The organism is Morganella sp. TYF_1 (assembly GCF_043105645.1).
GTDB lineage: Bacteria > Pseudomonadota > Gammaproteobacteria > Enterobacterales > Enterobacteriaceae > Morganella > Morganella morganii_B.
On record NZ_JBICLU010000004.1, the window covers coordinates 85,789 to 109,760 of the forward strand.

19 protein-coding genes are annotated in these 23,972 nt (G+C 50.6%); 7 read left to right on the plus strand and 12 right to left on the minus strand.

Annotation, left to right across the window (positions count from 1 at the left end):
- Positions 1-414 precede the first annotated feature (414 nt).
- Together ACF8OF_RS01390 and ACF8OF_RS01395 are read right to left on the minus strand one after the other, a co-directional pair.
- Positions 415-2,058 carry a methyl-accepting chemotaxis protein gene (locus tag ACF8OF_RS01390; RefSeq protein WP_392495465.1) on the minus strand — a complete coding sequence of 548 codons (1,644 nt, stop codon included), beginning with the start codon at positions 2,056-2,058 and terminating at the stop codon, positions 415-417.
- Positions 2,059-2,498: 440 nt separating this feature from the next.
- A complete protein-coding gene (locus ACF8OF_RS01395; protein ID WP_392495480.1) occupies positions 2,499-3,680 on the minus strand; it encodes a multidrug effflux MFS transporter in 1,182 nt (393 codons plus the stop codon).
- 761 nt (positions 3,681-4,441) lie between these two features.
- On the opposite strand from ACF8OF_RS01395, the gene ACF8OF_RS01400 reads away from it, so the two are divergent.
- Positions 4,442-4,654: a helix-turn-helix domain-containing protein gene (locus ACF8OF_RS01400; RefSeq protein ID WP_262860266.1), complete on the plus strand. Its 213-nt coding sequence runs from the start codon at positions 4,442-4,444 to the stop codon at positions 4,652-4,654.
- A 55-nt stretch (positions 4,655-4,709) separates the two neighbouring features.
- Positions 4,710-5,060, plus strand: a complete 351-nt coding sequence (locus tag ACF8OF_RS01405) for a helix-turn-helix transcriptional regulator (RefSeq protein WP_279800688.1) — start codon at positions 4,710-4,712, stop codon at positions 5,058-5,060.
- A gap of 35 nt (positions 5,061-5,095) precedes the next feature.
- Here ACF8OF_RS01405 and ACF8OF_RS01410 read toward each other — a convergent pair whose 3' ends face one another.
- A complete protein-coding gene (locus tag ACF8OF_RS01410) occupies positions 5,096-5,566 on the minus strand; it encodes a YbaK/EbsC family protein (protein WP_262860268.1) in 471 nt (156 codons plus the stop codon).
- A 176-nt stretch (positions 5,567-5,742) separates the two neighbouring features.
- Here ACF8OF_RS01410 and zur point away from each other — a divergent pair, with 176 nt between their 5' ends.
- Positions 5,743-6,261, plus strand: a complete 519-nt coding sequence (gene zur / locus ACF8OF_RS01415) for a zinc uptake transcriptional repressor Zur (protein ID WP_262860269.1) — start codon at positions 5,743-5,745, stop codon at positions 6,259-6,261.
- A gap of 78 nt (positions 6,262-6,339) precedes the next feature.
- Here the strand turns inward: zur and lexA are convergent, their stop codons facing one another.
- Positions 6,340-6,954, minus strand: a complete 615-nt coding sequence (gene lexA, locus ACF8OF_RS01420; RefSeq protein WP_004238270.1) for a transcriptional repressor LexA — start codon at positions 6,952-6,954, stop codon at positions 6,340-6,342.
- 117 nt (positions 6,955-7,071) lie between these two features.
- Positions 7,072-7,443, minus strand: a complete 372-nt coding sequence (locus ACF8OF_RS01425; RefSeq protein WP_274371283.1) for a diacylglycerol kinase — start codon at positions 7,441-7,443, stop codon at positions 7,072-7,074.
- 137 nt (positions 7,444-7,580) lie between these two features.
- Here ACF8OF_RS01425 and plsB point away from each other — a divergent pair, with 137 nt between their 5' ends.
- The gene (gene plsB, locus ACF8OF_RS01430) at positions 7,581-10,055 is read left to right on the plus strand and encodes a glycerol-3-phosphate 1-O-acyltransferase PlsB (protein WP_262860271.1); all 2,475 of its coding nucleotides are present in this window, start codon (positions 7,581-7,583) and stop codon (positions 10,053-10,055) included.
- A 73-nt stretch (positions 10,056-10,128) separates the two neighbouring features.
- On the opposite strand, the gene ubiA is transcribed toward plsB, so the two are convergent.
- The 3 genes from ubiA to pgi form a co-directional block, all read right to left on the minus strand.
- A complete protein-coding gene (gene ubiA / locus ACF8OF_RS01435; protein ID WP_279800690.1) occupies positions 10,129-10,983 on the minus strand; it encodes a 4-hydroxybenzoate octaprenyltransferase in 855 nt (284 codons plus the stop codon).
- 36 nt (positions 10,984-11,019) lie between these two features.
- Complete coding sequence (ubiC, locus tag ACF8OF_RS01440) at positions 11,020-11,520, minus strand: chorismate lyase (protein WP_262860272.1); 501 nt, start codon at positions 11,518-11,520, stop codon at positions 11,020-11,022.
- 164 nt (positions 11,521-11,684) lie between these two features.
- Positions 11,685-13,331: a glucose-6-phosphate isomerase gene (gene pgi, locus ACF8OF_RS01445; protein WP_392495468.1), complete on the minus strand. Its 1,647-nt coding sequence runs from the start codon at positions 13,329-13,331 to the stop codon at positions 11,685-11,687.
- 281 nt (positions 13,332-13,612) lie between these two features.
- Between pgi and lysC the strand changes: the two genes are divergently transcribed.
- A complete protein-coding gene (lysC, locus tag ACF8OF_RS01450) occupies positions 13,613-14,980 on the plus strand; it encodes a lysine-sensitive aspartokinase 3 (protein WP_262862949.1) in 1,368 nt (455 codons plus the stop codon).
- Positions 14,981-15,069: 89 nt separating this feature from the next.
- On the opposite strand, the gene ACF8OF_RS01455 is transcribed toward lysC, so the two are convergent.
- From ACF8OF_RS01455 to metH, 3 genes are all read right to left on the minus strand, one after another.
- Positions 15,070-15,654, minus strand: a complete 585-nt coding sequence (locus ACF8OF_RS01455; protein WP_025155253.1) for a hypothetical protein — start codon at positions 15,652-15,654, stop codon at positions 15,070-15,072.
- Between the two features lie 189 nt (positions 15,655-15,843).
- On the minus strand, positions 15,844-16,188 hold the full coding sequence (locus ACF8OF_RS01460; RefSeq protein WP_392495469.1) for a hypothetical protein: 345 nt from the start codon (positions 16,186-16,188) through the stop codon (positions 15,844-15,846).
- Between the two features lie 163 nt (positions 16,189-16,351).
- A complete protein-coding gene (gene metH, locus ACF8OF_RS01465; RefSeq protein WP_392495471.1) occupies positions 16,352-20,032 on the minus strand; it encodes a methionine synthase in 3,681 nt (1,226 codons plus the stop codon).
- A 314-nt stretch (positions 20,033-20,346) separates the two neighbouring features.
- On the opposite strand from metH, the gene edd reads away from it, so the two are divergent.
- On the plus strand, positions 20,347-22,212 hold the full coding sequence (edd, locus tag ACF8OF_RS01470; protein ID WP_392495473.1) for a phosphogluconate dehydratase: 1,866 nt from the start codon (positions 20,347-20,349) through the stop codon (positions 22,210-22,212).
- Positions 22,205-22,846: a bifunctional 4-hydroxy-2-oxoglutarate aldolase/2-dehydro-3-deoxy-phosphogluconate aldolase gene (locus ACF8OF_RS01475; protein ID WP_392495482.1), complete on the plus strand. Its 642-nt coding sequence runs from the start codon at positions 22,205-22,207 to the stop codon at positions 22,844-22,846. Before edd ends, ACF8OF_RS01475 begins: the two co-directional genes overlap by 8 nt.
- A 53-nt stretch (positions 22,847-22,899) precedes the next feature.
- On the opposite strand, the gene metA is transcribed toward ACF8OF_RS01475, so the two are convergent.
- Positions 22,900-23,829, minus strand: coding sequence for a homoserine O-succinyltransferase (gene metA, locus ACF8OF_RS01480; protein WP_262864718.1), 930 nt, complete (start codon positions 23,827-23,829; stop codon positions 22,900-22,902).
- Positions 23,830-23,972: the final 143 nt, after the last annotated feature.

Below are 23,972 nucleotides of genomic sequence, written 5' to 3' on the forward strand. Positions count from 1 at the left end.
ATATTTATGAACAGTAAATCCCATCCAGCATCGGTGCCACGGAAAAGCGGTTAAGGTTCTTATAGCCGTTTGCAGCGCGTAACTGCCGGGTTTCAGTGGTTTTTTCTGTTGGCGTATTTTGGTGCATATTTGGTCTTTTTCGTGTGTTTTTTCTTTATTGGCTCCCCTACCAGCGCCCCTGATATTTGGGGACCTGAATAAAGGAGCATATAACTGATGGCCTATTATATACCACAGACAAACGCATCCACAGTGAAAGCACGCCATTCATAGAACAGGCACACCCAAATCCCGGATTTTTCGGTTAAAAAAGCCCATGAAACATGGGCAAACAAAGGTAGATATAATTCAGGCACAACTTAATTGTGAATAACAACGGGATTCTGCATTTTATTCAACATGCCGCAGTCTGAACTAAAATGTTTCCCAGTCATCATCGGCATTATCAGCGGATTTTTTAAGCGCAGGTCGTTGTAATGGCACCATAATGCTGGTTTTCGTACCGGCCTTCAGTTCTCTGCCCTGTATATGAAATACAGACACCGCCTGAGTCAGCCTGCTGGCCTGCTCTTCAAGTGATGCAGCCGCTGCGGCTGATTGCTCAACTAATGCCGCATTCTGCTGGGTGACTCTGTCCATTTCCGTCACCGCCACACCCACCTGGTCAATCCCGCGGCTCTGTTCATCCGAGGCAGAGGCTATCTCACTCATAATATCGGTGACTCTGGTGACAGCGCTGACAATTTCATCCATCGTTTCACCGGCGCGCTCAACCAGTACAGCCCCGGCATCGACTCTGCCGACTGAATCTTCGATCAGGGTTTTGATTTCCCGGGCGGCCTGCGCACTGCGCTGAGCCAGGTTACGCACCTCACCGGCGACAACGGCAAATCCGCGCCCCTGCTCACCGGCACGGGCAGCTTCCACGGCGGCATTCAGTGCCAGAATGTTAGTCTGGAAGGCGATACCGTCAATCACACTGATGATATCGGCGATTTTCTTCGAGCTGTCGCCGATACCACGCATGGTATCCACAACATCATCCACCACTTTCCCGCCGCGCTCTGCGGTCTCGGAGGCGGTTAACGCCAGCTGACTGGCCTGACGGGCGTTATCGGCATTCTGACGTACGGTCGCAGTCAGTTCTTCCATGCTGGCAGCAGTTTCCTCAAGAGATGCAGCCTGTTGTTCAGTCCGCGAAGAGAGGTCGTTATTACCGGCAGCAATCTCACTGGCACCGCTGTAAATAGCATTGGCACCATCACGGACATCACCAACGGTACGGGCAAGTTCAATCTGCATATGGCGTAATGTTTCCGCCAATATCATAATTTCATCTCCGCCTCTCACATTAATCGGCCTGCTCAGATCACCTTCAGCAATATGCTGAATTCCGCCGACAATATGGTTCAGAGGTAAAATCAGCATACGCCGGATACCAAGCCATACAACTGAAATAATGACTATCAGGCTGATAAAAATAGCAAGGAGTCCCCATAGGGTATCATTATATTCATCAGAGGCTTTTTGAATGCTGCTGTTATAATAATTATTATAATCATCCTGATATTCGTTGTAATATTTCGCAAGTTCAGCCTGATAATCAGGTATTGGCTGGTTAACAACTTCCGTTAATTTTCTCTCACTTAAATTTCGGGTAGCGGTTAATAACCCTGAGCGATATACATCAAATGCTTCTTCAATTTTTTTGAAATTACCGTCATCCTGAAGATTTGTCGGATATGATTTAAATAACTCAAAGTGTTCCTTTGCTTTTTCCAGTGAAGTATCAGCTTTGGAAATAAACTCTAATGCTTCTGCATCCTTATTATAGGATAAAAGCACAAGCGCAGCATACACCGATGTCCGTGCGGATATCAGCATATCCCACGACTCATTACCCTCAACTAATTTAGCGGATTCATTGCTGTTCGTAATGACTGTTTTTTTATTGGACTGTGCGTAGTTAAACAGAAAAGCACCGGTTATTAATTGCAATAAAAAAAACAGAAATAAAACAAAGAGTAATCCGTTTGATACCTTTAATCTTTTAAACATATCTGTTACTTTCTCTGGTTTAGAGTGGCATGTGTTAACTGTGCATAATAGCATAATTGATATATCGGGATGTATATTCCAAGGTGAAATCAATCCGCTGATAAGATTGCACATCTGACCGGTAATTAACGTTTCACGGGGGTTTTACTCTGTATATCCGTAAATCTATTCCATTATTTAAACGCTTTAGTCCTTGTATCTCATCATTCAGAAAAACATCCATGCATACAGCACAGGCATACCTCTCTTATACCCGGAATGAGATAGAAAATAAAATTAATATCGATGGAGAGATAATTTTTTTGTCTGAGTCAGATAATAATAATTTTCATTATTTTTATGGCAGTTTTCTCCGTCAGCATTAAATACAACGTATCCATTTATCAGGAGAAATAAAGGCGGAATATACCATACAAATATGATATCTCCGCCTTTATGCATCATGCCTGCCGTTGTTCCTTTTTACTCACCCGGTACGCATTCCATGCCAGCAGGGTGCCGCACAGCATAGTGACGGCAAGTGCTGTTTTCGGCGGTAAGGGGGATGTGATCGCCACCAGGGTCAGTACTGCGCCGCCCGCCATCTGCATAAAACCGACCAGTGCAGAGGCAACACCGGCATTATCCGAATAAGGTTCCAGCGCATAGCTGGTTGCCGGTCCCATAATAAAGGCCAGACCGGCACAGGCGGCTGCCACCGGCAGCATATAGATCAGCCAGTGGTTCTGTATTTGTACAGAGAGCAGCACCGGGCTCAGTGCCAGCGCAATGCACCCCAGTGCCATCAGTACACCGCCGGAAATCAGGCAAACAGGTCGCCCGGCGTTGCGGATCACCCGGTTGGCGACCATACTGATCCCCATGATCCAAAATCCGTTAGCACCGAACACAACCGAAAACTGTAACGGGCTGAGCGCCGCATCCCCCATCAGTACCACCGGTGCCAGAGAGACATACGTCAATACCATTCCCATCGTCCCGGCATTCACCAGAGAAAAAATTAAAAACCGCTTATTGAACAACACAGAAACAAGGCTCTTCAGCGGGTTTTCTGTATGCCGGGCACTGCTTTCCGGCCGGGTTTCCGGGAGATATTTTGCTGTCAGAATCAGCAGAATACAGGCATACAGTGCCAGAAAACCAAAAGGCACCCGCCAGCCGTAATATTCCGCCATGATGCCCCCCAGCAGTGGTGCCAGTGCCGGAACAATATTTAATGTGCCGTTTAAAAATCCGAACGCACGTGCCGCCTCATTGCCGTTAAAGCAATCGCGGACACAGGTAAAAGCAACCACGGACGTGCAGCAGACACCCGCCCCCTGAATTAATCGTGATGCAATAAACATCCCCGGGGTAACCGCAAAGGCCGCAGTCAGGGACCCGGCGATATACAGTACCATTCCCGCCATTGCCATCGGTCTGCGGCCAAATTTGTCCACCAGATATCCGGAAATAAGCTGTCCCGCACCTAATACAAGAATAAACAACGAGATAGTTGACTGAATCAACGACTCACTGCTGCCCAGGCCTTTTGCAATTGCCGGAATAGCCGGTAAATAAAGATCAATACCTAATGGCCCTAATAACACAATGACTAACAATAAAAGCAATAAATTCCGCATACCGTTAAATTTCACTCAGCACCTGATGACAGCAGAAAATACACGCAATTATTATTTTTTACAACCATCAATTACAACTAACACTGTGAATTAAAAGAAAAAATAACACTGTATATTTCATTATATAATGAAATTATCATCACCCGGAATTTTATTATTTAATGGCGGTGTGAATAGCCACCAATACTACTTATTTTGTAAGTAAGAAAAACAATACACATCGATTCAAGTCCTGACATATACTACTATCATAATTTATGTATTTTACGGAAACATTGGGATATTTTAGCCTTCTTGTTTTCTCATAACACCATCCTGAAATTTAACAAACTATCTGTCCCCATAATGCGGGACAATAATCACACTGACTGCTTATCTGCGATTTCAGTAAAGCGGGAGGCCGTAGTCAAATTACCCATTTTAAACTTAAAATCAGCATCAATATCTTTATATTAGGTATAATCACCACTAAATATCAGAATATTCCGCTTACTCTTCATTCATGTAAGATGTTAAAAACCGGATATCTTTTGTAACAATATGAAATCGCTGAGGTTATAGTGTTGATACGTAATATTTCCACCTTTATTGTTTCCCGTTTGTTGATTTTTTGTATCTATTACATATTAAAAGGGTATCGATTATACTTTTTAAAGAAACCATTTGAGGAAACAAATACGCCAAGTTAAATTTTTATATTATTATATGACAACCGTTTATCTTCATAATTTATGACAATATATGATAAATATGAGTTGGCAATGTTTATTGGCGGCAGAATAAAATGTCAGCGTCTGAAAAATTGTCTGACAGGCAAAGAGCTTTCAATAAAAATTAATATCTCACAACAGCAGTTATCCCGTTACGAAACGGGAGCGAGCTTAATTCCTCTGGATAAATTATTAATGCTCGCAAACATCCTGAATATTAATGTTAATTATTTTTTTGATGAAATGGGTTGTGCTGAAGAATAAGTTTTAATTTGACAAACATTAATATGTTATTGTTTAACCAGACTGACAGAAGATAATGAGCAATAAAACAGATAATAACCTGAATACCAGCATTAACGAGATGTATAAGATCATCGGCGGACAAATCCGCAAAATGCGCAGGATCACCGGCGTCACATCGACAGAACTGGGCGATTTGATCGGCGTATCACAACAGCAAATCTCCCGCTATGAAATCGGCAGCACAAAAATTTCCCTGGAAATCATTCTGAGAATATCCCAGGTCTTCAGTGTCTCTCCCTACTATTTTATTGAAGACAGCCTGCTTTTTTTTACCCGTCATCATCTTCCTGATGACAATATGTTCACCGGCAGCACCGATGCCGGCGTCAATACGGAACCGGATACCCGCCTGCCGGAATACTGACGTGATACAGCACCGCGGTTGTGGTGCTGTCTGGTTTATACCGGCTGGGTGGTAACATCCAGCCACTGTGCGTTTGTCAGTTCCGCCAGTCGTACAGGTGTCAGCCGGACAGCGGAATTGGCTGACCCCGCCGCCGGTAATACAGTGTCATATTCCCGGAGCGAATGATCCGCATAAACAGCCAGCGGTACCGGCAGCCCGAACGGACAGACTCCCCCGACCGGATGACCGGTAAACTGCACCACTTCCTCTGCATTCAGCATTTTGGCTTTGCAACCGAACTGTGTTTTGAATTTTTTATTATCCAGCCGGGCATCCCCCGCCATCACAATCAGGATTGCACTGTCATCTGTCAGCTTAAAGGAAAGTGTTTTGCAGATTTGGCCGGGGCGGACGCCATGAACATCTGCGGCCTGGCTGACCGTGGCGGTCGGCTGTGTGGTTTCAATAATCGTGACATCCGGGGCATGCGTGCCGAACCAGGCACGAACCGTTTCGATACTCATTCAGGACTCCATTTTATTATCATGTGCTTTTTATGTGTTTGCCCTGACAGCTCACCATAATTTGCCCTGAATTGGCAGCCCTTTTTTGACAAAATAGCACGGATACCGGTTATTCTGCCGGAATTCATGCTAGAGTGAGCTGTTCATATATTTATTGATTAACGGAAGGTGATGTCATGCAACCTGTTGATATTCAGACTTTATTAAAAAAAGCAGAAGCACTGTGTCTGTCCCGCAGTGTACGCATGACGTCTCAGCGAAAATCGATACTGCAACTGATCGCCGATCAGCCCGGTGCCATCAGTGCCTATGAGCTGCTGGATCTGCTTCGTGAAACCGAGCCGCAGGCAAAACCGCCGACCATCTACCGCGGCCTGGAATTCCTGCTGGAGCAAGGATTTATCCACAAAATTGAATCCACTAACAGCTTTGTGATGTGCCCGCATTTTGATAAACCCAGCCATACGTCGGTGCTGTTTATCTGCGATCGCTGCAACAGTGTGACAGAGCGGGATGGTGAGGCAATTGATTCACAAATCAGTCAGCTGGCGGATGCCGCGCAGTTTCATATCCGCCACAGTGTGATTGAGGCACACGGATACTGCCGCCCTTGTTATGATATTGAATCCTGTACCCGCAGAGATAAATGCCGGCATGACCATGAACATGATGAGCCGCGTAAACGCGGGCGCTGAAAAACAAAAACCACAGTGTCCGTCTCCGGTGTACTGTGGTTTTTAAGCGGGTACCCTTTCAGGCGGCTGTCCGGGAAATCAGTGCCAGTCGTTGTTACGGATCACACCCACTGCCAGACCTTCGACAGTAAAGTTCTGTTCCCGTAAATCCACCACGATCGGGCTGAATTCTTCGTTTTCAGCGTGCAGCTCAATCTTGCTGCCCACTTTCTTAAACCGTTTGACCGTCACTTCATCTTCGATACGGGCAACCACTACCTGGCCGTTATGCACGTCCTGGGTTTTATGCACCGCAAGTAAATCACCGTCCATAATGCCGATATCTTTCATTGACATACCGTTTACCCGCAGCAGGAAATCTGCACTCGGTTTAAACAGCATCGGGTCAATCTGATAACGGCTTTCGATATGTTCCTGCGCTAATAAAGGCTCACCCGCCGCCACACGGCCGATTAATGGTAAACCTTCATCCTCTTCTTCTTCCAGAAGCAGACGGATCCCCCGGGACGCCCCGGAGACAATCTCAATGACGCCTTTACGCGCCAGGGCTTTCAGATGCTCTTCCGCCGCATTCGGAGAGCGAAAACCCAGGCGTGCCGCAATTTCTGCACGCGTCGGTGGCATGCCCGTCTGCGAAATATGGTCACGAACAAGGTCATAGACCTGTTGCTGCCGTGCCGTCAGTGCTTTCATTTCGCCCCCTGTTTGTTTATACAGTCAGACTGTGAGTATATACAGGTATTCCGGGATTGGGAACCATAACATGAGGAAAATACGTGTTGCGCCGCAGGTTTCACAAAAAAGCAGCTGTTAAAGACGCTGGAACCAGCTGATAAACAGCATAATCCAGACAAACAGCCCCAGTAATGTGGCGATAAACACGGCAGCGGACCCCATATCTTTAGCGCGGCCGGACAGCTCGTGGTACTCCGTGCCGATACGATCAACCACCGCCTCAATCGCACTGTTGATAAGCTCAATCACCACCACCAGCACCACCGAACCAATCAGCAGCACCCGCTCAACAGCGGTAAATGAGAAAACAAAGGCGATAATAATGGCCGGGATCAGCGTCAGCAATTCCTGACGGATAGCGGCTTCATTTTTCCATGCCGCAATAAGTCCTTTTTTTGAATAGCCTGCCGCTTTAATTAATCGTTTAAATCCGGTATTTTTCTTCATTTCTGTCACTGTTAGTAATGTGATTACCTGACTGAGCGTTGCCGTTTTCCGCGATTTTATTGCTGCCGCAACACAGATCTGGCTCCGCCTTTCTGGTATGCTGAACGCGAATTGTCAACAAGAGGCTTCATACATTTATGTCACTTTGGCGTAAAATATACTATAACGTATTGAATTTACCTTTAAAACTATTGGTAAAAAGCAAGCCGATCCCGACGGATCCGGTCAGTGAGCTGGGGCTGGATACACAACGTCCGACACTCTATGTTCTTCCTTATCACTCTAAGGCGGACCTGCTGACACTGCGTCGTCAGTGTCTTGCACAGGGCATGCCGGATCCGCTGGAAGATAATGTTATCGGTAATACCACATTACCGGGCTATGTCTTTATTGATGACGGCCCGCGTGTATTCCGTTATTACTCCCTGAATCCGCGTAAAGATTCCGTCCATATTTTCCACGCCTATCTGGATCTGCACCGTAATAATCCGGCACTGGATATTCAGATGCTGCCGGTCTCTGTGATGTTTGGTCGTTCACCGGGCCGCGAAGGGCACCACGGTGTGCCGCATCTGCGTCTGTTAAACGGGATCCAGAAATTTTTCGCCGTACTCTGGCTGGGACGCGACAGTTTTGTCCGCTTCTCACAGCCGGTATCGATGGGCGCAATGGCTTCTGAACACGGCACCGACACTATTATCGCCAATAAACTGGCCCGTGTCGCCCGTATTCACTTTTCCCGTCAGCGTCTGGCCGCTATCGGTCCGAAGCTGCCGGTGCGTCAGGAGCTGTTCAATAAGCTGCTGAAGTCCAAAGCGATTGAAAAAGCCGTTGAGGATGAAGCGAAGGCCAAAAAAATCACCATTGAAAAAGCGCGGCAAAATGCGGTTTCCATGATGAACGAAGTGGCTGCTAACTTCACCTATGACGCCCTGCGCGTGGCTGATCGTGTCCTCGGCTGGACGTGGAACCGCCTGTATCAGGGGCTGAATGTCCATAATGCGGAACGGGTGCGCCAGCTGGCACAGGACGGTCACGAGATAGTGTATGTTCCCTGCCACCGCAGCCACATGGATTATCTGCTGCTCTCCTATGTGCTCTATCATCAGGGGCTGGTGCCGCCGCATATCGCGGCCGGGATTAACCTCAATTTCTGGCCGGCGGGGCCGATTTTCCGCCGCCTCGGTGCGTTCTTTATCCGCCGCAGCTTCAAGGGCAATAAACTCTACTCCACGGTTTTCCGTGAATATCTGAGTGAACTGTTCTCCCGCGGTTATTCCATCGAATACTTTGTCGAGGGCGGTCGTTCCCGTACCGGGCGTCTGCTGGAGCCGAAAACCGGCACACTGTCGATGACGCTTCAGGCCATGCTGCGCGGAGACTCACGGCCTATCACCCTGGTGCCGGTCTATATCGGGTATGAGCATGTGATGGAAGTAGGCACATACGCCAAAGAACTGCGCGGTGCCACCAAACAGAAAGAAGGTTTTATCCAGATGGTGCGCGGTCTGCGCAAACTGCGTAACCTCGGTCAGGGCTATGTGAACTTCGGACAGCCGATCCCGTTGTCACAATACCTGACAAAACAGGTGCCGGAATGGCGTGACGCAATCGACCCGGTCGAGCCGCAGCGTCCGTCCTGGCTGACACCAACCGCCACCTCTCTGGCTGATAACATTATGGTGAGCATCAATAATGCTGCTGCCGCCAACGCTATCAACCTGTGTACCACGGCTCTGCTGGCTTCCCGCCAGCGCGCGCTGACCCGCGAACAGCTGATCGAACAGCTCGACTGCTATCTCCAGCTGCTGCGCAATGTGCCGTACTCTCCGGACAGCACCACTCCGGCGAAGAGTGCGGAAGAACTGCTGGAACATGCTCTGCAGATGAATAAGTTCGAGGTTGAAAAAGACAGCCTCGGGGATATCATCATTCTGCCGCGTGAGAATGCGGTACTGATGACCTACTACCGGAATAACATTCTGCATATGCTGGTACTGCCGTCTCTGGTGACCAGTATCCTGATCCATCACCGCCGTGTCAGTACCGATACGCTGCGTGAACATGTCGGGATGATCTATCCGCTGCTGAAAGCCGAGCTGTTTATGCGTTACAGTCAGGAAGAGCTGCCGGCGATCCTCGATACCATCATTGATGAACTGTGCCGCCAGCAATTAATCTGCCGCCGTGATGATAATATGCTGGTGATTAACCCGGCCCGTATCCGTCCGTTACAACTGCTGGCTGCCGGGATCCGCGAGACATTACAGCGTTATGCGATCACCCTGTCGCTGCTGAATGCCACCCCGGAAATCAGCCGTTCCGCACTGGAAAAAGAGAGCCGGATGCTGGCACAGCGTCTGTCGGTTCTGCACGGTATCAACGCACCGGAATTCTTCGACAAAGCCGTGTTTGCCACGCTGGTCGGCACGCTGCGTGAAGAAGGCTATATCAATGACAATGATGATGTGATTGAAGCTAATGCCGGTGAGTTCTACAACGTGCTGGCAGAACTGATGTCCCCGGAAATCCGCCTGACTATCGAAAGTGTCAGCCTGGAGCCGGAAGAATCCATACCGGCGGAAAGTGATGACAGTAATCCGGCTGACTGACAGCGGTCAGTACTGAGGACAAAAAAAGGAGACCGGGTGACCGGTCTCCTTTTTTATTGCCGGTTATCCGGATTTACAGATAACTGACCAGCATGCCGAGAAACAGAATAAACCCGACATAGTTATTATTCATAAAGGCCTGAAAACACGGGTCGCGTTCGCGGTCAGCCATCAGGCGCTGCTGATAGACAAATAACGCGCCGGCCAGCAGCAGGGACCAGTAGAAGATACCGGACAGATTAACCATCAACCCTATCAATAACAGCATCAGAATCATCACCAGCTGCAATATGCCGATAATCATCTTATCAAAGCGCCCGAACAGGATAGCCGTGGATTTCACGCCGATTTTCAGGTCGTCGTTGCGATCCACCATCGCGTACTGAGTGTCATACACCACAGACCAGACAATATTGACCGCAAACAGCAGCCAGCACTCTGCCGGCAGCGATTCACTGACCGCCGCAAATGCCATCGGAATCGACCAGCCGAAGGCCGCGCCAAGCACCACCTGCGGCAGATGGCTGACCCGCTTCACAAACGGATACACCCAAGCCAGCGCCAGCCCGGCGACTGACAGCCAGATGGTCATGGTATTGAGCGTCAGCACCAGCCCGAATGATACCAGCACCAGTACCGCAAACAGAATTTTGGCTTCTTTTTCCGTGACATCACCGCGCGGCAGCGGGCGGTTCTTGGTGCGCTCCACCGAGCCGTCAAATTTCCGGTCAGCAAAATCATTAATCACACACCCGGCGGCGCGCATACTGAACACACCAATGGTAAAGATAATCAGAATATGCCAGTCCGGGACGCCCCGGGCCGCTATCCATAACGCCCAGTAGGTCGGCCAGAGCAGTAACAGTGAGCCAATCGGGCGGTCTGTCCGCATCAGACGGCTGTATGCCTGCCACTTGCTGCGTACCATGCTTCGTTCCACGTTATTCTTCTCCGAGATATTCACTTATGCGGGGTATGCCGGAGAGGCCGGCAGAAAAACTTCAGTCAGCAGCAGTGGTTTACCCGCCAGGCACAGCCGCGAACAGCGGGCCCAGTGCGTTTCTGACAGCCCGAAGCGGATATAATCCCGCGTCAGACAACCGCTGGTAAAGAGATAGCGCCCGAGTGGCACATTTCCCATTTTCAGTAACTGCTGCTCTTCCCCTGTCAGCGTCTCCTCCGGCACCACTGTCCGGCCGGTAAGCCAGGGAACCCCGTCACCATATAACACCACCTCCCGTAACCAGTAGCGGCTACTGCCGGGCAGATGCATCTGCTCTTCTTCAGTCAGCGCTTCACGGGAGATATATTTTTCACAATACGGTTTTACCGTCACTTCATTGCAATGCTGTTCAAAGCGCCGCGTCATTGACCCTAATTCTGATAACCAGTCCAGCACCCCGGCAGGGATCGTTTCCGCATTATCAAACCAGCGGATGGGCGGTGTTATCACTGTTTGTGTCATGAATATATCCGGTTATCAGGAGCATAATAGGCGTTCTGATACACTTTAACAAAACCCGGCAGGAAATGAGCGCGTTACTGAAAATTTTTTGCTAAAAATAAAGCCGCGCTGCGCAATGCAGGGCGGCTTTGTTTATAAAATGCGCGGTTAAAGCGAAATCAGCACTAACGCCAGTTTTTAAACCGGTTAATCAGGCCGTTGGTTGAGCTGTCGTGGCTTTCAACCGGCTTGTCATCCGCCAGTTCCGGCAGAATCCGGTTTGCCAGCTGTTTGCCCAGTTCGACGCCCCACTGATCAAACGTATAGATATTCATAATCACGCCCTGAACAAAAATCTTATGCTCATACATCGCAATCAGTGCCCCGAGGCTGAACGGAGTAATGGATTTCAGCAGGATGGAGTTTGTCGGACGGTTACCCTCAAAAACTTTAAACGGTGCGACATAATCCATTTCTGCCGGATTTTTGCCCTGTGCGGCAAATTCCGCATCCACCTGTTCGCGGGTTTTACCAAAGGCCAGTGCTTCGGTCTGGGCGAAGAAATTCGACAGCAGTTTGCTGTGGTGATCTCCCAGCGGATTATGGCTTTGTGCCGGTGCGATAAAATCACACGGGATCAGTTTGGTGCCCTGATGGATCAGCTGATAAAACGCATGCTGCCCGTTGGTGCCCGGCTCGCCCCAGATAACCGGCCCGGTCTGATGAGAAACCACCTTACCGTTACGATCCACATATTTCCCGTTGGACTCCATATTCCCCTGCTGGAAATAGGCTGCAAAGCGGTGCATATACTGATCATACGGCAGAATCGCCTCGGTTTCCGCACCGAAGAAATTGTTATACCACAGACCAATCAGCGCCAGCAGCACCGGGATATTCTGTGAGAATTCAGTTTCGGTGAAATGCTTATCCATGGCATACGCACCATCAAGCAACTGCGTGAAGTTGTCATAACCGACAGAGAGCACAATAGACAAGCCAATGGCTGACCACAGGGAATAACGTCCGCCGACCCAGTCCCAGAACTCAAACATATTGGCGGTATCAATACCAAACTCAGCTACCGCATCCGCATTGGTGGACAGCGCCGCAAAATGTTTCGCCACATGCGCCGGATCGTTAGCCGCGGCCAGGAACCAGTCACGCGCGGAATGGGCGTTGGTCATGGTTTCCTGGGTGGTAAAGGTTTTGGAGGCGATCAGGAACAGCGTGGTTTCCGGATTCAGATCTTTCAGTGTTTCAGCGATATGCGTGCCGTCAACATTCGAGACAAAATGCATGCCCAGATGATTTTTATACGGGCGCAGTGCTTCTGTCACCATATAAGGGCCGAGATCAGAGCCGCCGATACCGATATTCACCACATCGGTAATCGGCTTGCCGGTATAACCTTTCCACTCCCCGCTGATGATCCGCTCACTGAACACGCGCATTTTTTCCAGCACGGCGCGAACCTCCGGCATCACATCCTGCCCGTCAGTCATCACCGGCGTGTTATCACGGTGACGCAGCGCGGTGTGCAGAACCGCACGGTCTTCTGTCCGGTTGATCTTCTCACCGGAAAACATACTGCGGACAGCCCCACTCACATCACACTCTTCAGCCAGTGCCAGCAGCTTATCAAGGGTTTCCTGTGTGATACGGTTCTTGGAATAATCCACCAGCATGTCTTCGCCGAACGTGGCAGAAAAACGGCTGAACCGGTCGTTATCCTGCGCAAATAAGTCGCGGAGATGCACAGTTTTCATTGTGTTGTAATGCTGTTCCAGCGCCTTCCAGGCCGCAGTATCAGTGGGGTTAATATTTTTCATTGCAGCTCTCTTTTCATTGAAAACCAAAACTGAATCGTATCAACAAAGTGTACTCTGTCCTGACGATAAAGGTGTTATGCATCTGTCATTCCGTGATATTGCTCAAAAAACCGAAACAAAACCAGCGCCGGAGCGGAATATCGCAAAAAACGATAATTTGCCTGTCATTATGAAAGATATTGATTATCCGTTAATCAATATTGACTCATTCCGGCAATCCCTATAATTCTATCAGTGTAACACAGCTCACATTTTTCACTTTACGGGATAAGGAATTCATTATGGCGTCAGCATCTTCCGCGCCTGCTCAGCAGGTTATTGCAAAATTCGGTGGTACCAGTGTGGCAAATTACGACGCCATGCAGAAAAGTGCCGGGGTTGTGCTGCAAACCCCCGGTGTGGCACTGGTGGTGTTATCCGCCTCCGCCGGGATCACCAATGCATTAATCGAATTAGCTCAGGGATGCCCGCGCGCACAACGTGAAAAATGTCTGAAACAGATTCGTGACACACAATATGAAATTCTGTCCCGTCTGCCGGAAAACGCAGCGGTACACAATGAGATTGACCGTCTGCTGGGCAATATCACCACCTTGTCGGATGCCGCCGCACTGGCAACCTCCAGCGCCCTGGTGGATGAAATTGTCAGTCATGGTGAGATTATGTCGACGCTGCTGTTTACCGAAGTACTGCGGGAACAGGGAGCACAGGCGCAATGGTTTGATGTCCGTGAGGTCATGCAGACAGATGACAGTTTCGGCCGGGCAGAGCCGGATACCGTGGTGCTGCGCACGTGCTGTGATCAGCTGCTTGCCCCGCGTCTGTCACAGGGTACGGTGATCACCCAGGGATTTATCGGCCGCGAAGCCGCAGGACGCACCACCACACTCGGACGCGGCGGCAGTGATTACACGGCGGCACTGCTGGCGGAGGCACTCGGCTGTCAGCGTGTCGATATCTGGACAGATGTGCCGGGGATCTACACCACAGACCCGCGCATTGTGCCGGATGCCTATCCGATTGATCATATTACCTTTGATGAAGCGGCGGAAATGGCAAACTTCGGGGCAAAAATCCTGCATCCGGCCACTTTGCTGCCTGCCGTGCGCAGCGGGATCCCGGTGTTTGTCGGCTCCAGCAAAGAGAGCGGCGCGGGCGGCACACTGGTGTGCGACAATGATCCGAATCCGCCGCTGTTCCGCGCCCTGACATTACGCCGCCAGCAAACCCTGCTGACGCTGCACAGCCTGAAAATGCTGCATGCGCGCGGCTTTCTGGCGGAAATCTTCACTATTCTTTCCCGCCATAATATTTCCGTGGATGTGATTACCACGTCAGAAGTCAGTATCGCCCTGACACTGGATACCGTCGGCTCAACACACACTAACGGAACATTGCTCAGTGATGAGCTGACCGCCGAGTTATCAGCCCTGTGCCGTATTGAAGTGGAGCAGGATCTGGCGCTGGTCGCGGTTATCGGTAATGAACTGACCCGGGCACACGGGCTGGGTAAAACCATTTTCAGCGCCCTTGAGCCGTTTAATATCCGCATGATCAGTTATGGTGCAAGCGGACACAACATGTGCCTGCTGGTGCCGGGCAATGATGCCGAAGATATCATCCGCGCCCTTCACCGCGATCTGTTCTGATTATTCAGATAAAAAAACGCCTGATGCGGTCAGCATCAGGCGATCAATTCACATCAGGTGTTATCTTTGCATAAAAAACGACTGAATCATCAGCAAACCTGATAACCGCCATGTTCTGCCGCGAATAAATTAAACTCACGCCAGCCTCTCAGGGCATATTCCAGTGTTTTGTGGCTGATTTTGCACAGTGATGCGATGTTACTGACCACCATATTGTTATCTTCCAGCATGTGATCAGTCAGAACACCGGCAATAAGCAGGCATTCTTCCGGCATGATCCGCCAGGCATCCTGTGTGGCAAATTTATGGACAGGCACATACCCCTCTTTCGGACTGCGCCGGCTCAGCAGCGCCAGTTCGTCGGCTCTCGCCTGTTTAAAGGCCGCGATTTCATCCTGTGACGGTACCGGTTCCGGCAGCTGCTGCTGATATAAGAAGTGATAAACCTCTGACGCCCGGGCAGGAGTCAGCTCGCTTTTCAGCCAGATACGGTTAAAGCAGTCATCGTCCAGCACATCATCGGTATCCAGGATATCCGAGATCTGCATGATATTCAGTGCAGCATTGAGGATGCTTTCATCCAATTCATAATAATGGGGCTGATCTGCTTTCGGCAGCGAATACGCGGGCAGGCACCCGGCAGGTAAAGCGTCCTGAATATAGAAACGGTACATTGTCTCATCACTCCCTTTTATGGCTGAATCTGATATGCCCGGTCACGGCTGTTGCAGCCATAGTACGGGATAATTGCTTATCTATAAATGGGGATGAAAAAAACAATGACAAGAGCAGGCTGTCACATTGCGTGATGATTGCGAAGGAAGGAGAAAGGATCCCGGCCGGTTATCCTGTTTTACTTCAGATTATGGTGTGGTGTCCGGTACTGCAAATACAGGAAGTGTCGCCTCACAACTCACCGGAACAGTGACATCCAAAACGGCATTGACTTTCTTCTCGGGTAACTGTTTGTCAGAGTCGATACAATAAAACGCCACCGTTTTTTTCACACTTTTTGACGGGTGACACAATGCAGGGCAGGCAAGTAACGGCTGTTTACTTATACAAACACGATCTTCCTGCTTCTCAACTTTGAACTTGTGACTCATAGGGCAGGGTAAATCAATCTCAGCCCGGCAGTTACCGGCAAATACACTGCATAAGACAAAAGTGGCGGATATCATTAATGGCCTGAAAACGGGGAGTGTCATACCACCTCCCCGGCCCGGCCGTCTGCAATGATAAATACTGAATTCATACGATTCTCCTTCTGTTCTGATAATGGCGTACAGTGATACTGCAGGATCCACTATACGCAGAACAGTACCCAGCGGTTAACGCAAACCGGGACAGGAGACTGACAAGCGATAATACTCAGTCTTCCGGATCATACCCCAGGTTCGGAGCAAGCCAGCGCTCAAGCTCTTTCACCGGCATACCTTTTCGGGCGGCATAATCCTCAATCTGATCCCGCTGGATCTGAGCCACCGCAAAATAGCGGCTCTGCGGATGACTGAAATACCAGCCGGAGACCGATGCCCCCGGCCACATAGCGTAAGATTCTGTCAGACGCATACCGGTATGGCTTTCCACATCCAGTAATTCCCAGATTTTGCTTTTCTCCGTATGTTCCGGACAGGCAGGGTAGCCGGGTGCGGGGCGGATCCCCTGGTAGTTTTCGCGGATCAGCGAGTCATTATCCAGGTTTTCATCCGGACTGTAGCCCCAGACGGTTTTACGCACCTGCTCATGCAGATACTCCGCAAACCCTTCCGCCAGCCGGTCAGCGAGGGCTTTCACCATGATTTTATTGTAATCATCGTGTGCCGCATCAAACTGTGCGGCCAGAGTATCTTCCTCAAGCCCGCCGGTGACGGCAAATGCCCCGAGGTAATCCGGAATACCCGGCGGCGCGACAAAATCCGCCAGGCAGGCATTCGGGAAACCATCTTTTTTCTGTGTCTGCTGGCGCAGATGACAGCTGTATAACAGAATCTCTTCGCGGGATTCATCACGGTAAACCGCGATATCATCGCCGATCCGGTTAGCCGGGAAGATCCCCGCCACGCCACGCGGTGTCAGTGTGCCGGTTCTGTCCAGCTCATCCAGCATCGCGTTTGCCTCTTTAAACAGGCGGCGGGCTTCTTCACCGACGACATCATCTTCCAGAATACGCGGGTATTTTCCGGCCAGCGACCAGGTCATAAAGAAAGGTGTCCAGTCAATATAACGGCGCAGCACCGAAATCGGTGCAGTGACAGTTTTCACCCCGGTAAATGCCGGGCGCGGCGGCGTATAATTATCCCAATCCGCCGCAAACGCATTTGCCCGAGCCTGTGCGAGTGTCACCGGAGCAGAGCGCGGCTGACGGCGGGCATACTGATCGCGGACAACCTCATATTCTTTGCGGGTACGGGCAACAAATTCATCCCGTTGTTTATCGGACAATAGTGCCGCCACGACCCCGACCGTCCGCGAGGCATTCTGTACATAGGTCACCGGGCCGCTGTAATTCGGCTCAATTTTCACTGCCGTATGGGCTTTGGATGTGGTGGCACCGCCGATCAGCAGCGGCAGGGAAAACCCCTGACGCTCCATCTCTTTCGCCACATGCACCATTTCATCCAGTGACGGCGTGATAAGCCCGGACAGCCCGATAATATCCACTTTTTCCTCAATGGCTGTGCGGAGAATTGTTTCACAGGGCACCATCACCCCGAGATCAATAATTTCGTAGTTATTACACTGCAATACCACACCGACAATATTCTTGCCGATATCATGCACATCACCTTTGACTGTCGCCAGCAGAACTTTCCCGGCACTGGAACCGCTGGTTTTCGCTGCCTGAATATAAGGTTCCAGATAGGCCACCGCCTGTTTCATCACCCTGGCGGATTTCACCACCTGCGGCAGAAACATTTTGCCTTCACTGAACAAATCGCCGACCACATTCATGCCGTTCATCAGCGGGCCTTCGATCACTTCAATCGGACTGTCAGCCCGCAGACGGGCGGCTTCGGTATCCTCAACAATAAATTCGGTGATCCCTTTCACCAGCGCGTATTCAAGGCGTTTTTCCACATCCCACCCGCGCCATTCCGCGAGCTGCGGCTGATCATTTTCCCCTTTGCTGCCGCGATATTCTTCTGCCAGCGCCAGCAGCCGGTCTGTGGCATCTTCGCGGCGGTTCAGAATCACATCTTCCACCGCATCACGCAGTGCAGATGGTAAATCATCATAAATAGCCAGTTGCCCGGCATTCACAATTCCCATGTCCATGCCGTTACGGATGGCGTAATAGAGGAAAACGGCGTGAATGGCTTCCCGCACCGGATCATTGCCCCGGAACGAGAAAGAGACGTTGGAGACCCCGCCGGAGATCAGCGCATGAGGCAGTGTCGCTTTGATATCCCTACAGGCTTCAATAAAATCAACCGCATAGTTATTATGTTCAGGAATGCCGGTTGCCACCGCAAAAATATTCGGGTCAAAAATAATATCTTCCGGCGGGAATCCCACCTGTTCGGTCAGAATGCGGTAAGCCCGCTGACAGATTTCTGTCTTACGCTGCCGGGTATCCGCCTGACCGGTTTCATCAAAGGCCATCACAATCACGGCAGCGCCGTAACGCAGCACTTTTTTGGCATGATCGATAAAGGCTTCTTCTCCCTCTTTCAGGGAAATCGAGTTCACAATGCCTTTGCCCTGGATGCATTTCAGCCCGGCTTCGATCACTTCCCATTTTGAGGAATCGATCATAATCGGCACGCGGGCGATATCCGGCTCACCGGAAATCATATTCAGGAAACGCACCATGGCAGCCTGTGAATCCAGCATGCCCTCATCCATGTTGATATCAATGATCTGGGCACCGTTCTCCACCTGATTACGGGCCACATCCAGCGCTTCCTGGTAATTACCTTCTTTAATCAGCCGCTTAAATCGTGCAGAGCCGGTAATATTGGTTCGCTCCCCCACGTTGACGAACAGGGAGTTTTCGTCGATGGTCAGTGGTTCCAGCCCCGCCAGGCGGCAGGCCACAGGGCGATCGGGGATAACACGCGGCGGAATATCTGCCACCGCCTGTGCAATAGCACGGATATGGTCAGGCGTGGTACCGCAGCAGCCACCGACAATATTCAGCAGACCAGACTGTGCCCACTCACTGATATAACCCGCCATATTGGCGGCATCCAGGTCATAACCCCCGAACGCATTCGGCAGACCGGCATTCGGATGAGTACTGACATAGCAATCCGCGATACGGGACAGCTCCGCCACATACTGGCGCAGTTCAGCAGGCCCCAGCGCACAGTTAAGCCCGAAAGAGATCGGGCGGATGTGTCGCATGGAGTTATAAAAGGCTTCCGTTGTCTGACCGGTCAGTGTCCGTCCGGAGGCATCTGTGATGGTACCGGAGAGCATGACCGGCAATTTAATCTCCAGCGCCTCAAACTCAGTTTCAACGGCATAGATCGCCGCCTTGGCATTCAGGGTATCGAAGATAGTTTCGATCATAATGATGTCAGCGCCGCCGCGGACCAGTGCCCGCACAGAGCTGCGGTAAGCCCCGACCAGTGCGTCATAGGAGACATTGCGGTAAGCCGGATCATTCACATCGGGAGAGATGGATGCCGTCCGGTTAGTCGGCCCCAGAATGCCGGCCACATAGCGGGGTTTTTCCGGTGTTTTGCGTGTCCACGCATCGGCACATTCCCGCGCCAGTTTTGCTGCGGCCTCATTGATTTCATCAGACAGTGATTCCATCTGATAATCCGCCATGGAAATAACCGTGGAGTTAAAGCTGTTGGTTTCAATAATATCCGCACCGGCTTCCAGATAAGCATGGTGAATTTCACGGATAATATCCGGCTGTGTAATGGATAACAGATCGTTATTTCCCTTCAGATCGACCGGCCAGTCAGCGAAACGCTCACCGCGGTATTCCTTTTCGTTCAGTGCATAGCGCTGGATCATTGTTCCCATCGCACCATCAAGAATCAGGATCCGTTGATTAAGCGCTTTTTTTAATACACTGATTTTATTATCCATTTATCTGACTCCGCTCTGCAATGCCCGTTTGAATAGCCGTCTGAACGTCTATACTACCACAACTTTCCCTGAGTGCATTAAAGCGCAACCTGAGCGTTTTTCATGTTGATGTGATCCGCACTGGTACTCAACCCTCTTTTTCTGATTATTCGATCCGCGCCGAAAGCTTTCTCGTTTCAGCTAAATTTGAGGTGGATCATATTCAGGAAAGAGAATTGCTCATAAAAGTTGCAATCAGTTGCTGATCTGTGTCAATGTTACCGGTAACAAATGAGTTTATGATACTGCAACAGGCAGATAATCAGCACGGAGCTATGACTATGACACATTCTGCGTACCCGCCGGTTCATCCGCGACTTTCAGACATTACCGCCCGTATTACGACGCGTTCCCGTGTATCGCGTGCCCGGTATCTGGAAAAAATCAGCGCCGCACGCAGTAAAACCGTCCATCGTGCTCAGCTGGCCTGCGGTAACCTGGCTCACGGTTTTGCCGCCTGCCAGCCGGATGAGAAACAACAGTTACGCAATATGGCGCATAACGATATTGCAATCATCACTGCTTACAACGATATGTTGTCGGCACATAAACCGTATGAATTTTATCCGGCACAAATCAAAGCGGCACTGCACAGCGTGGGTGCCATCGGCCAGGTTGCCGGCGGCGTTCCCGCCATGTGTGACGGCGTGACCCAGGGGCAGGATGGTATGGAGTTATCCCTGCTGAGCCGTGATGTGATTGCAATGTCTGCCGCTGTCGGGCTTTCCCACAATATGTTTGATGGCGCACTTTACCTCGGGATCTGCGATAAAATCGTCCCGGGGATGATGATGGCGGCACTCTCTTTCGGGCATCTGCCATCCGTATTTATTCCGGCGGGGCCGATGACCAGCGGTCTGCCGAATAAAGAAAAAGTGCATGTCCGTCAGTTATTTGCTGAAGGAAAAGTGGATCGCCGGGCGCTGCTGGATGCAGAAGCGGCCTCTTATCATTCCGCCGGAACCTGTACTTTTTACGGTACCGCCAATTCCAATCAGATGGTCATGGAAATCATGGGCTTACATCTGCCCGGCGCGTCCTTTATTCATCCTGATACCCCGCTGCGCACCGCACTGACAGATGCCGCGGCCCGCCAGGTTGTCCGCTTTACCGAAAACAGCGGCAATTATCTGCCGATCGGGCAACTGGTGAATGAAAAAGTCATCGTTAACGGTATCGTTGGTTTGCTGGCAACCGGCGGCTCCACCAATCTAACCATGCACCTTATCGCGATGGCCGCAGCGGCTGGGATCATCATCAACTGGGATGATTTTTCTGAGCTGTCGGACATTATCCCGCTGCTCAGCCGGATCTACCCGAATGGCCCGGCAGATATCAACCAGTTCCATGCCGCAGGCGGGTTACAGCTGATTATCCGTGAGCTGCTCAGCCTGGGACTGCTGCATGAAGATGTGCATACGGTCGCCGGTTTCGGCTTATCCTGTTATACACAGGAGCCGTGGCTGGATAACGGTGAACTGAAATGGCGGGAGGGCGCACTCAGCACGCTTGATGACAGTGTGATTGCATCCGGAAATACACCGTTTTCGTCTCACGGCGGTACCAAAGTGCTGACCGGAAATCTCGGACGTGCGGTGATGAAAACCTCGGCAGTGCCTGCCGATAACCAGATTATTGAAGCCCCGGCCATCGTGTTTAACAGCCAGCATGATATTGTGCCCGCGTTTGAGGCCGGAAAACTGAACAAAGATTGTGTTGTGGTAGTCCGTTTCCAGGGGCCGCAGGCCAACGGAATGCCGGAACTGCACAAACTGATGCCGCCGCTGGGCGTGCTGATGGATAAAGGTTACCGGGTGGCTCTGGTAACAGACGGGCGTTTGTCAGGCGCATCCGGCAAAGTGCCTTCCGCTATTCACGTTACCCCGGAAGCGTATACCGGCGGGCTGCTGACCAAAGTCCGTGACGGCGATATGATCCGGGTGAACGGGCAGACCGGTGAGCTGACACTGCTTGTTGATGAGGCGGTTCTGGCAGCACGCGAAAGTGTCATCCCTGACCTCAGCGCAGAGCGTGACGGCTCCGGTCGTGAATTATTCAGTGCATTACGCACGCAACTCTCAGGTGCGGAAGAAGGCGCCTGCTGTATTCGTTTTTATAAAGGTGAGAATGGCGATGAATGATCAGGAATTAAACGCGCAATCCGTTTTAAATGCAGGACCGGTTGTGCCTGTCATTGTTATCCGTGAACTGCATCAGGCAGTACCGCTGGCCCGTGCGCTGGTCGCGGGCGGGATCCGTGTTCTGGAAGTCACGCTGCGTACAGCGTGTGCCATTGAGGCTATCCGAGCCATTGCGGAAGAAGTGCCGGAGGCGATCGTCGGTGCAGGTACTGTGATTAATCCGGAGCAACTGAAAGCCGTCACTGACGCCGGTGCGCAGTTTGCTATCAGCCCCGGTCTGACAGAATCTCTGTTACAGGCAGCCGATCAGGGATCTATTCCGCTGATCCCGGGGATCGCCACCGTTTCTGAACTGATGGCGGGAATGGCTTACGGCCTGAAAAACTTTAAGTTTTTCCCGGCAGAAGCAAACGGCGGAGTGAAAGCGCTGAAAGCGATTTCCGGTCCTTTCCCGGATATCCGTTTCTGCCCGACCGGCGGGATCTCTCTGAATAATTACCGGGATTACCTTGCTCTGAGCAGTGTGGCCTGTGTCGGCGGTTCATGGCTGGTGCCGGAAGATGCACTGCGTAACGGAGATTATGATCGTATTACCGCACTGGCGGCACAAGCCGTTGCCGGTGCCGCTGCATAAAGACATCGTAAATTAAGTCTGCCTTTTGCCACCGTTCGCGGTGGCTTTTTTTATCAGTCTGCTGTCGGATTCATCACACTCAGATCGAACGGTGTTATCTGATAAACACAATAATTCAGCCAGTTAGCATAAAGCAGATGGCCGTGTCCGCGCCAGCTGGATACCGGTGTTTTCGACGGGTCATTATCCGGAAAATAGTTCACCGGGATAGCAGGCTTCAGCCCCGCATCCGCATCACGCTGATATTCCCCTGCCAAAGTATCGGCATCATACTCTGCATGCCCGGTGACATAGACCTGGCGCTTGTCTTTACTGGCAAACAGATAGGCTCCGGCTTCTTCAGAGGCAGCCAGGATATCGAGATCGGTATTTTCGCGGATCATCGCTTCAGGGAATGCCGCATAGCGGGAGTGAGGTGCGGAAAACTGCCCGTCAAATCCCCTGGTCAGCAATGCATGCGGCATCAGGGTAGTGTGGGTATACACTCCGGAGATCTTTTCCGGCAGTGTTTGTTTCGGGATATTGTAAAGCGTGTTCAGCCCCGCCTGTACTGCCCAGCAGACAAAGAGGGTTGATGTGACATGGGTCTGCGACCAGCGGATAATCTCATCCAGTTCCGGCCAGTAATCCACATCCTGAAATTCAACCAGACCGAGTGGCGCACCGGTGATCACCAGACCATCAAAATTCTGTGCTTTTATATCGTCAAAGTCACAATAAAAAGCATCCAGATGCGCTTTGGGTGTGTTCTTTGATTCATGATGACTGATACGCAATAACTGAATATCAACCTGAAGCGGTGTATTGGAGAGCAGGCGCAAAAATTGCAGTTCTGTTTCAATCTTCTTGGGCATCAGATTTAAAAACAGCACTTTCAGCGGCCGTATATCCTGAAATTGTGCCCGTGATGATGTCATCACAAAGATATTTTCATCACGCAGATCGGTAACAGCAGGAAGTTCATCAGGGATACGGATTGGCATAGCGGCGGGCTCTCCTTGTTATTTTAGACATCCGGACATCCAAAATTAACGAAAAAGAGAGGTTCTGTCGAGGGAAAAACGGCAAGGTGAATTTATTTCATACAAAAAACAAAACCCCGATAGTTTCCTATCGGGGTTAATGT

Bases quoted from the DNA above. Each gene is read 5' to 3' on its own strand.
- ACF8OF_RS01390 (WP_392495465.1), bottom strand. From the start codon at position 2,058: ATGTTTAAAAGATTAAAGGTATCAAACGGATTACTCTTTGTTTTATTT.
- ACF8OF_RS01395 (WP_392495480.1), bottom strand. From the start codon at position 3,680: ATGCGGAATTTATTGCTTTTATTGTTAGTCATTGTGTTATTAGGGCCA.
- ACF8OF_RS01400 (WP_262860266.1), top strand. From the start codon at position 4,442: ATGTTTATTGGCGGCAGAATAAAATGTCAGCGTCTGAAAAATTGTCTG.
- ACF8OF_RS01405 (WP_279800688.1), top strand. From the start codon at position 4,710: ATGAGCAATAAAACAGATAATAACCTGAATACCAGCATTAACGAGATG.
- ACF8OF_RS01410 (WP_262860268.1), bottom strand. From the start codon at position 5,566: ATGAGTATCGAAACGGTTCGTGCCTGGTTCGGCACGCATGCCCCGGAT.
- zur (WP_262860269.1), top strand. From the start codon at position 5,743: ATGCAACCTGTTGATATTCAGACTTTATTAAAAAAAGCAGAAGCACTG.
- lexA (WP_004238270.1), bottom strand. From the start codon at position 6,954: ATGAAAGCACTGACGGCACGGCAGCAACAGGTCTATGACCTTGTTCGT.
- ACF8OF_RS01425 (WP_274371283.1), bottom strand. From the start codon at position 7,443: ATGAAGAAAAATACCGGATTTAAACGATTAATTAAAGCGGCAGGCTAT.
- plsB (WP_262860271.1), top strand. From the start codon at position 7,581: ATGTCACTTTGGCGTAAAATATACTATAACGTATTGAATTTACCTTTA.
- ubiA (WP_279800690.1), bottom strand. From the start codon at position 10,983: ATGGTACGCAGCAAGTGGCAGGCATACAGCCGTCTGATGCGGACAGAC.
- ubiC (WP_262860272.1), bottom strand. From the start codon at position 11,520: ATGACACAAACAGTGATAACACCGCCCATCCGCTGGTTTGATAATGCG.
- pgi (WP_392495468.1), bottom strand. From the start codon at position 13,331: ATGAAAAATATTAACCCCACTGATACTGCGGCCTGGAAGGCGCTGGAA.
- lysC (WP_262862949.1), top strand. From the start codon at position 13,613: ATGGCGTCAGCATCTTCCGCGCCTGCTCAGCAGGTTATTGCAAAATTC.
- ACF8OF_RS01455 (WP_025155253.1), bottom strand. From the start codon at position 15,654: ATGTACCGTTTCTATATTCAGGACGCTTTACCTGCCGGGTGCCTGCCC.
- ACF8OF_RS01460 (WP_392495469.1), bottom strand. From the start codon at position 16,188: ATGACACTCCCCGTTTTCAGGCCATTAATGATATCCGCCACTTTTGTC.
- metH (WP_392495471.1), bottom strand. From the start codon at position 20,032: ATGGATAATAAAATCAGTGTATTAAAAAAAGCGCTTAATCAACGGATC.
- edd (WP_392495473.1), top strand. From the start codon at position 20,347: ATGACTATGACACATTCTGCGTACCCGCCGGTTCATCCGCGACTTTCA.
- ACF8OF_RS01475 (WP_392495482.1), top strand. From the start codon at position 22,205: ATGAATGATCAGGAATTAAACGCGCAATCCGTTTTAAATGCAGGACCG.
- metA (WP_262864718.1), bottom strand. From the start codon at position 23,829: ATGCCAATCCGTATCCCTGATGAACTTCCTGCTGTTACCGATCTGCGT.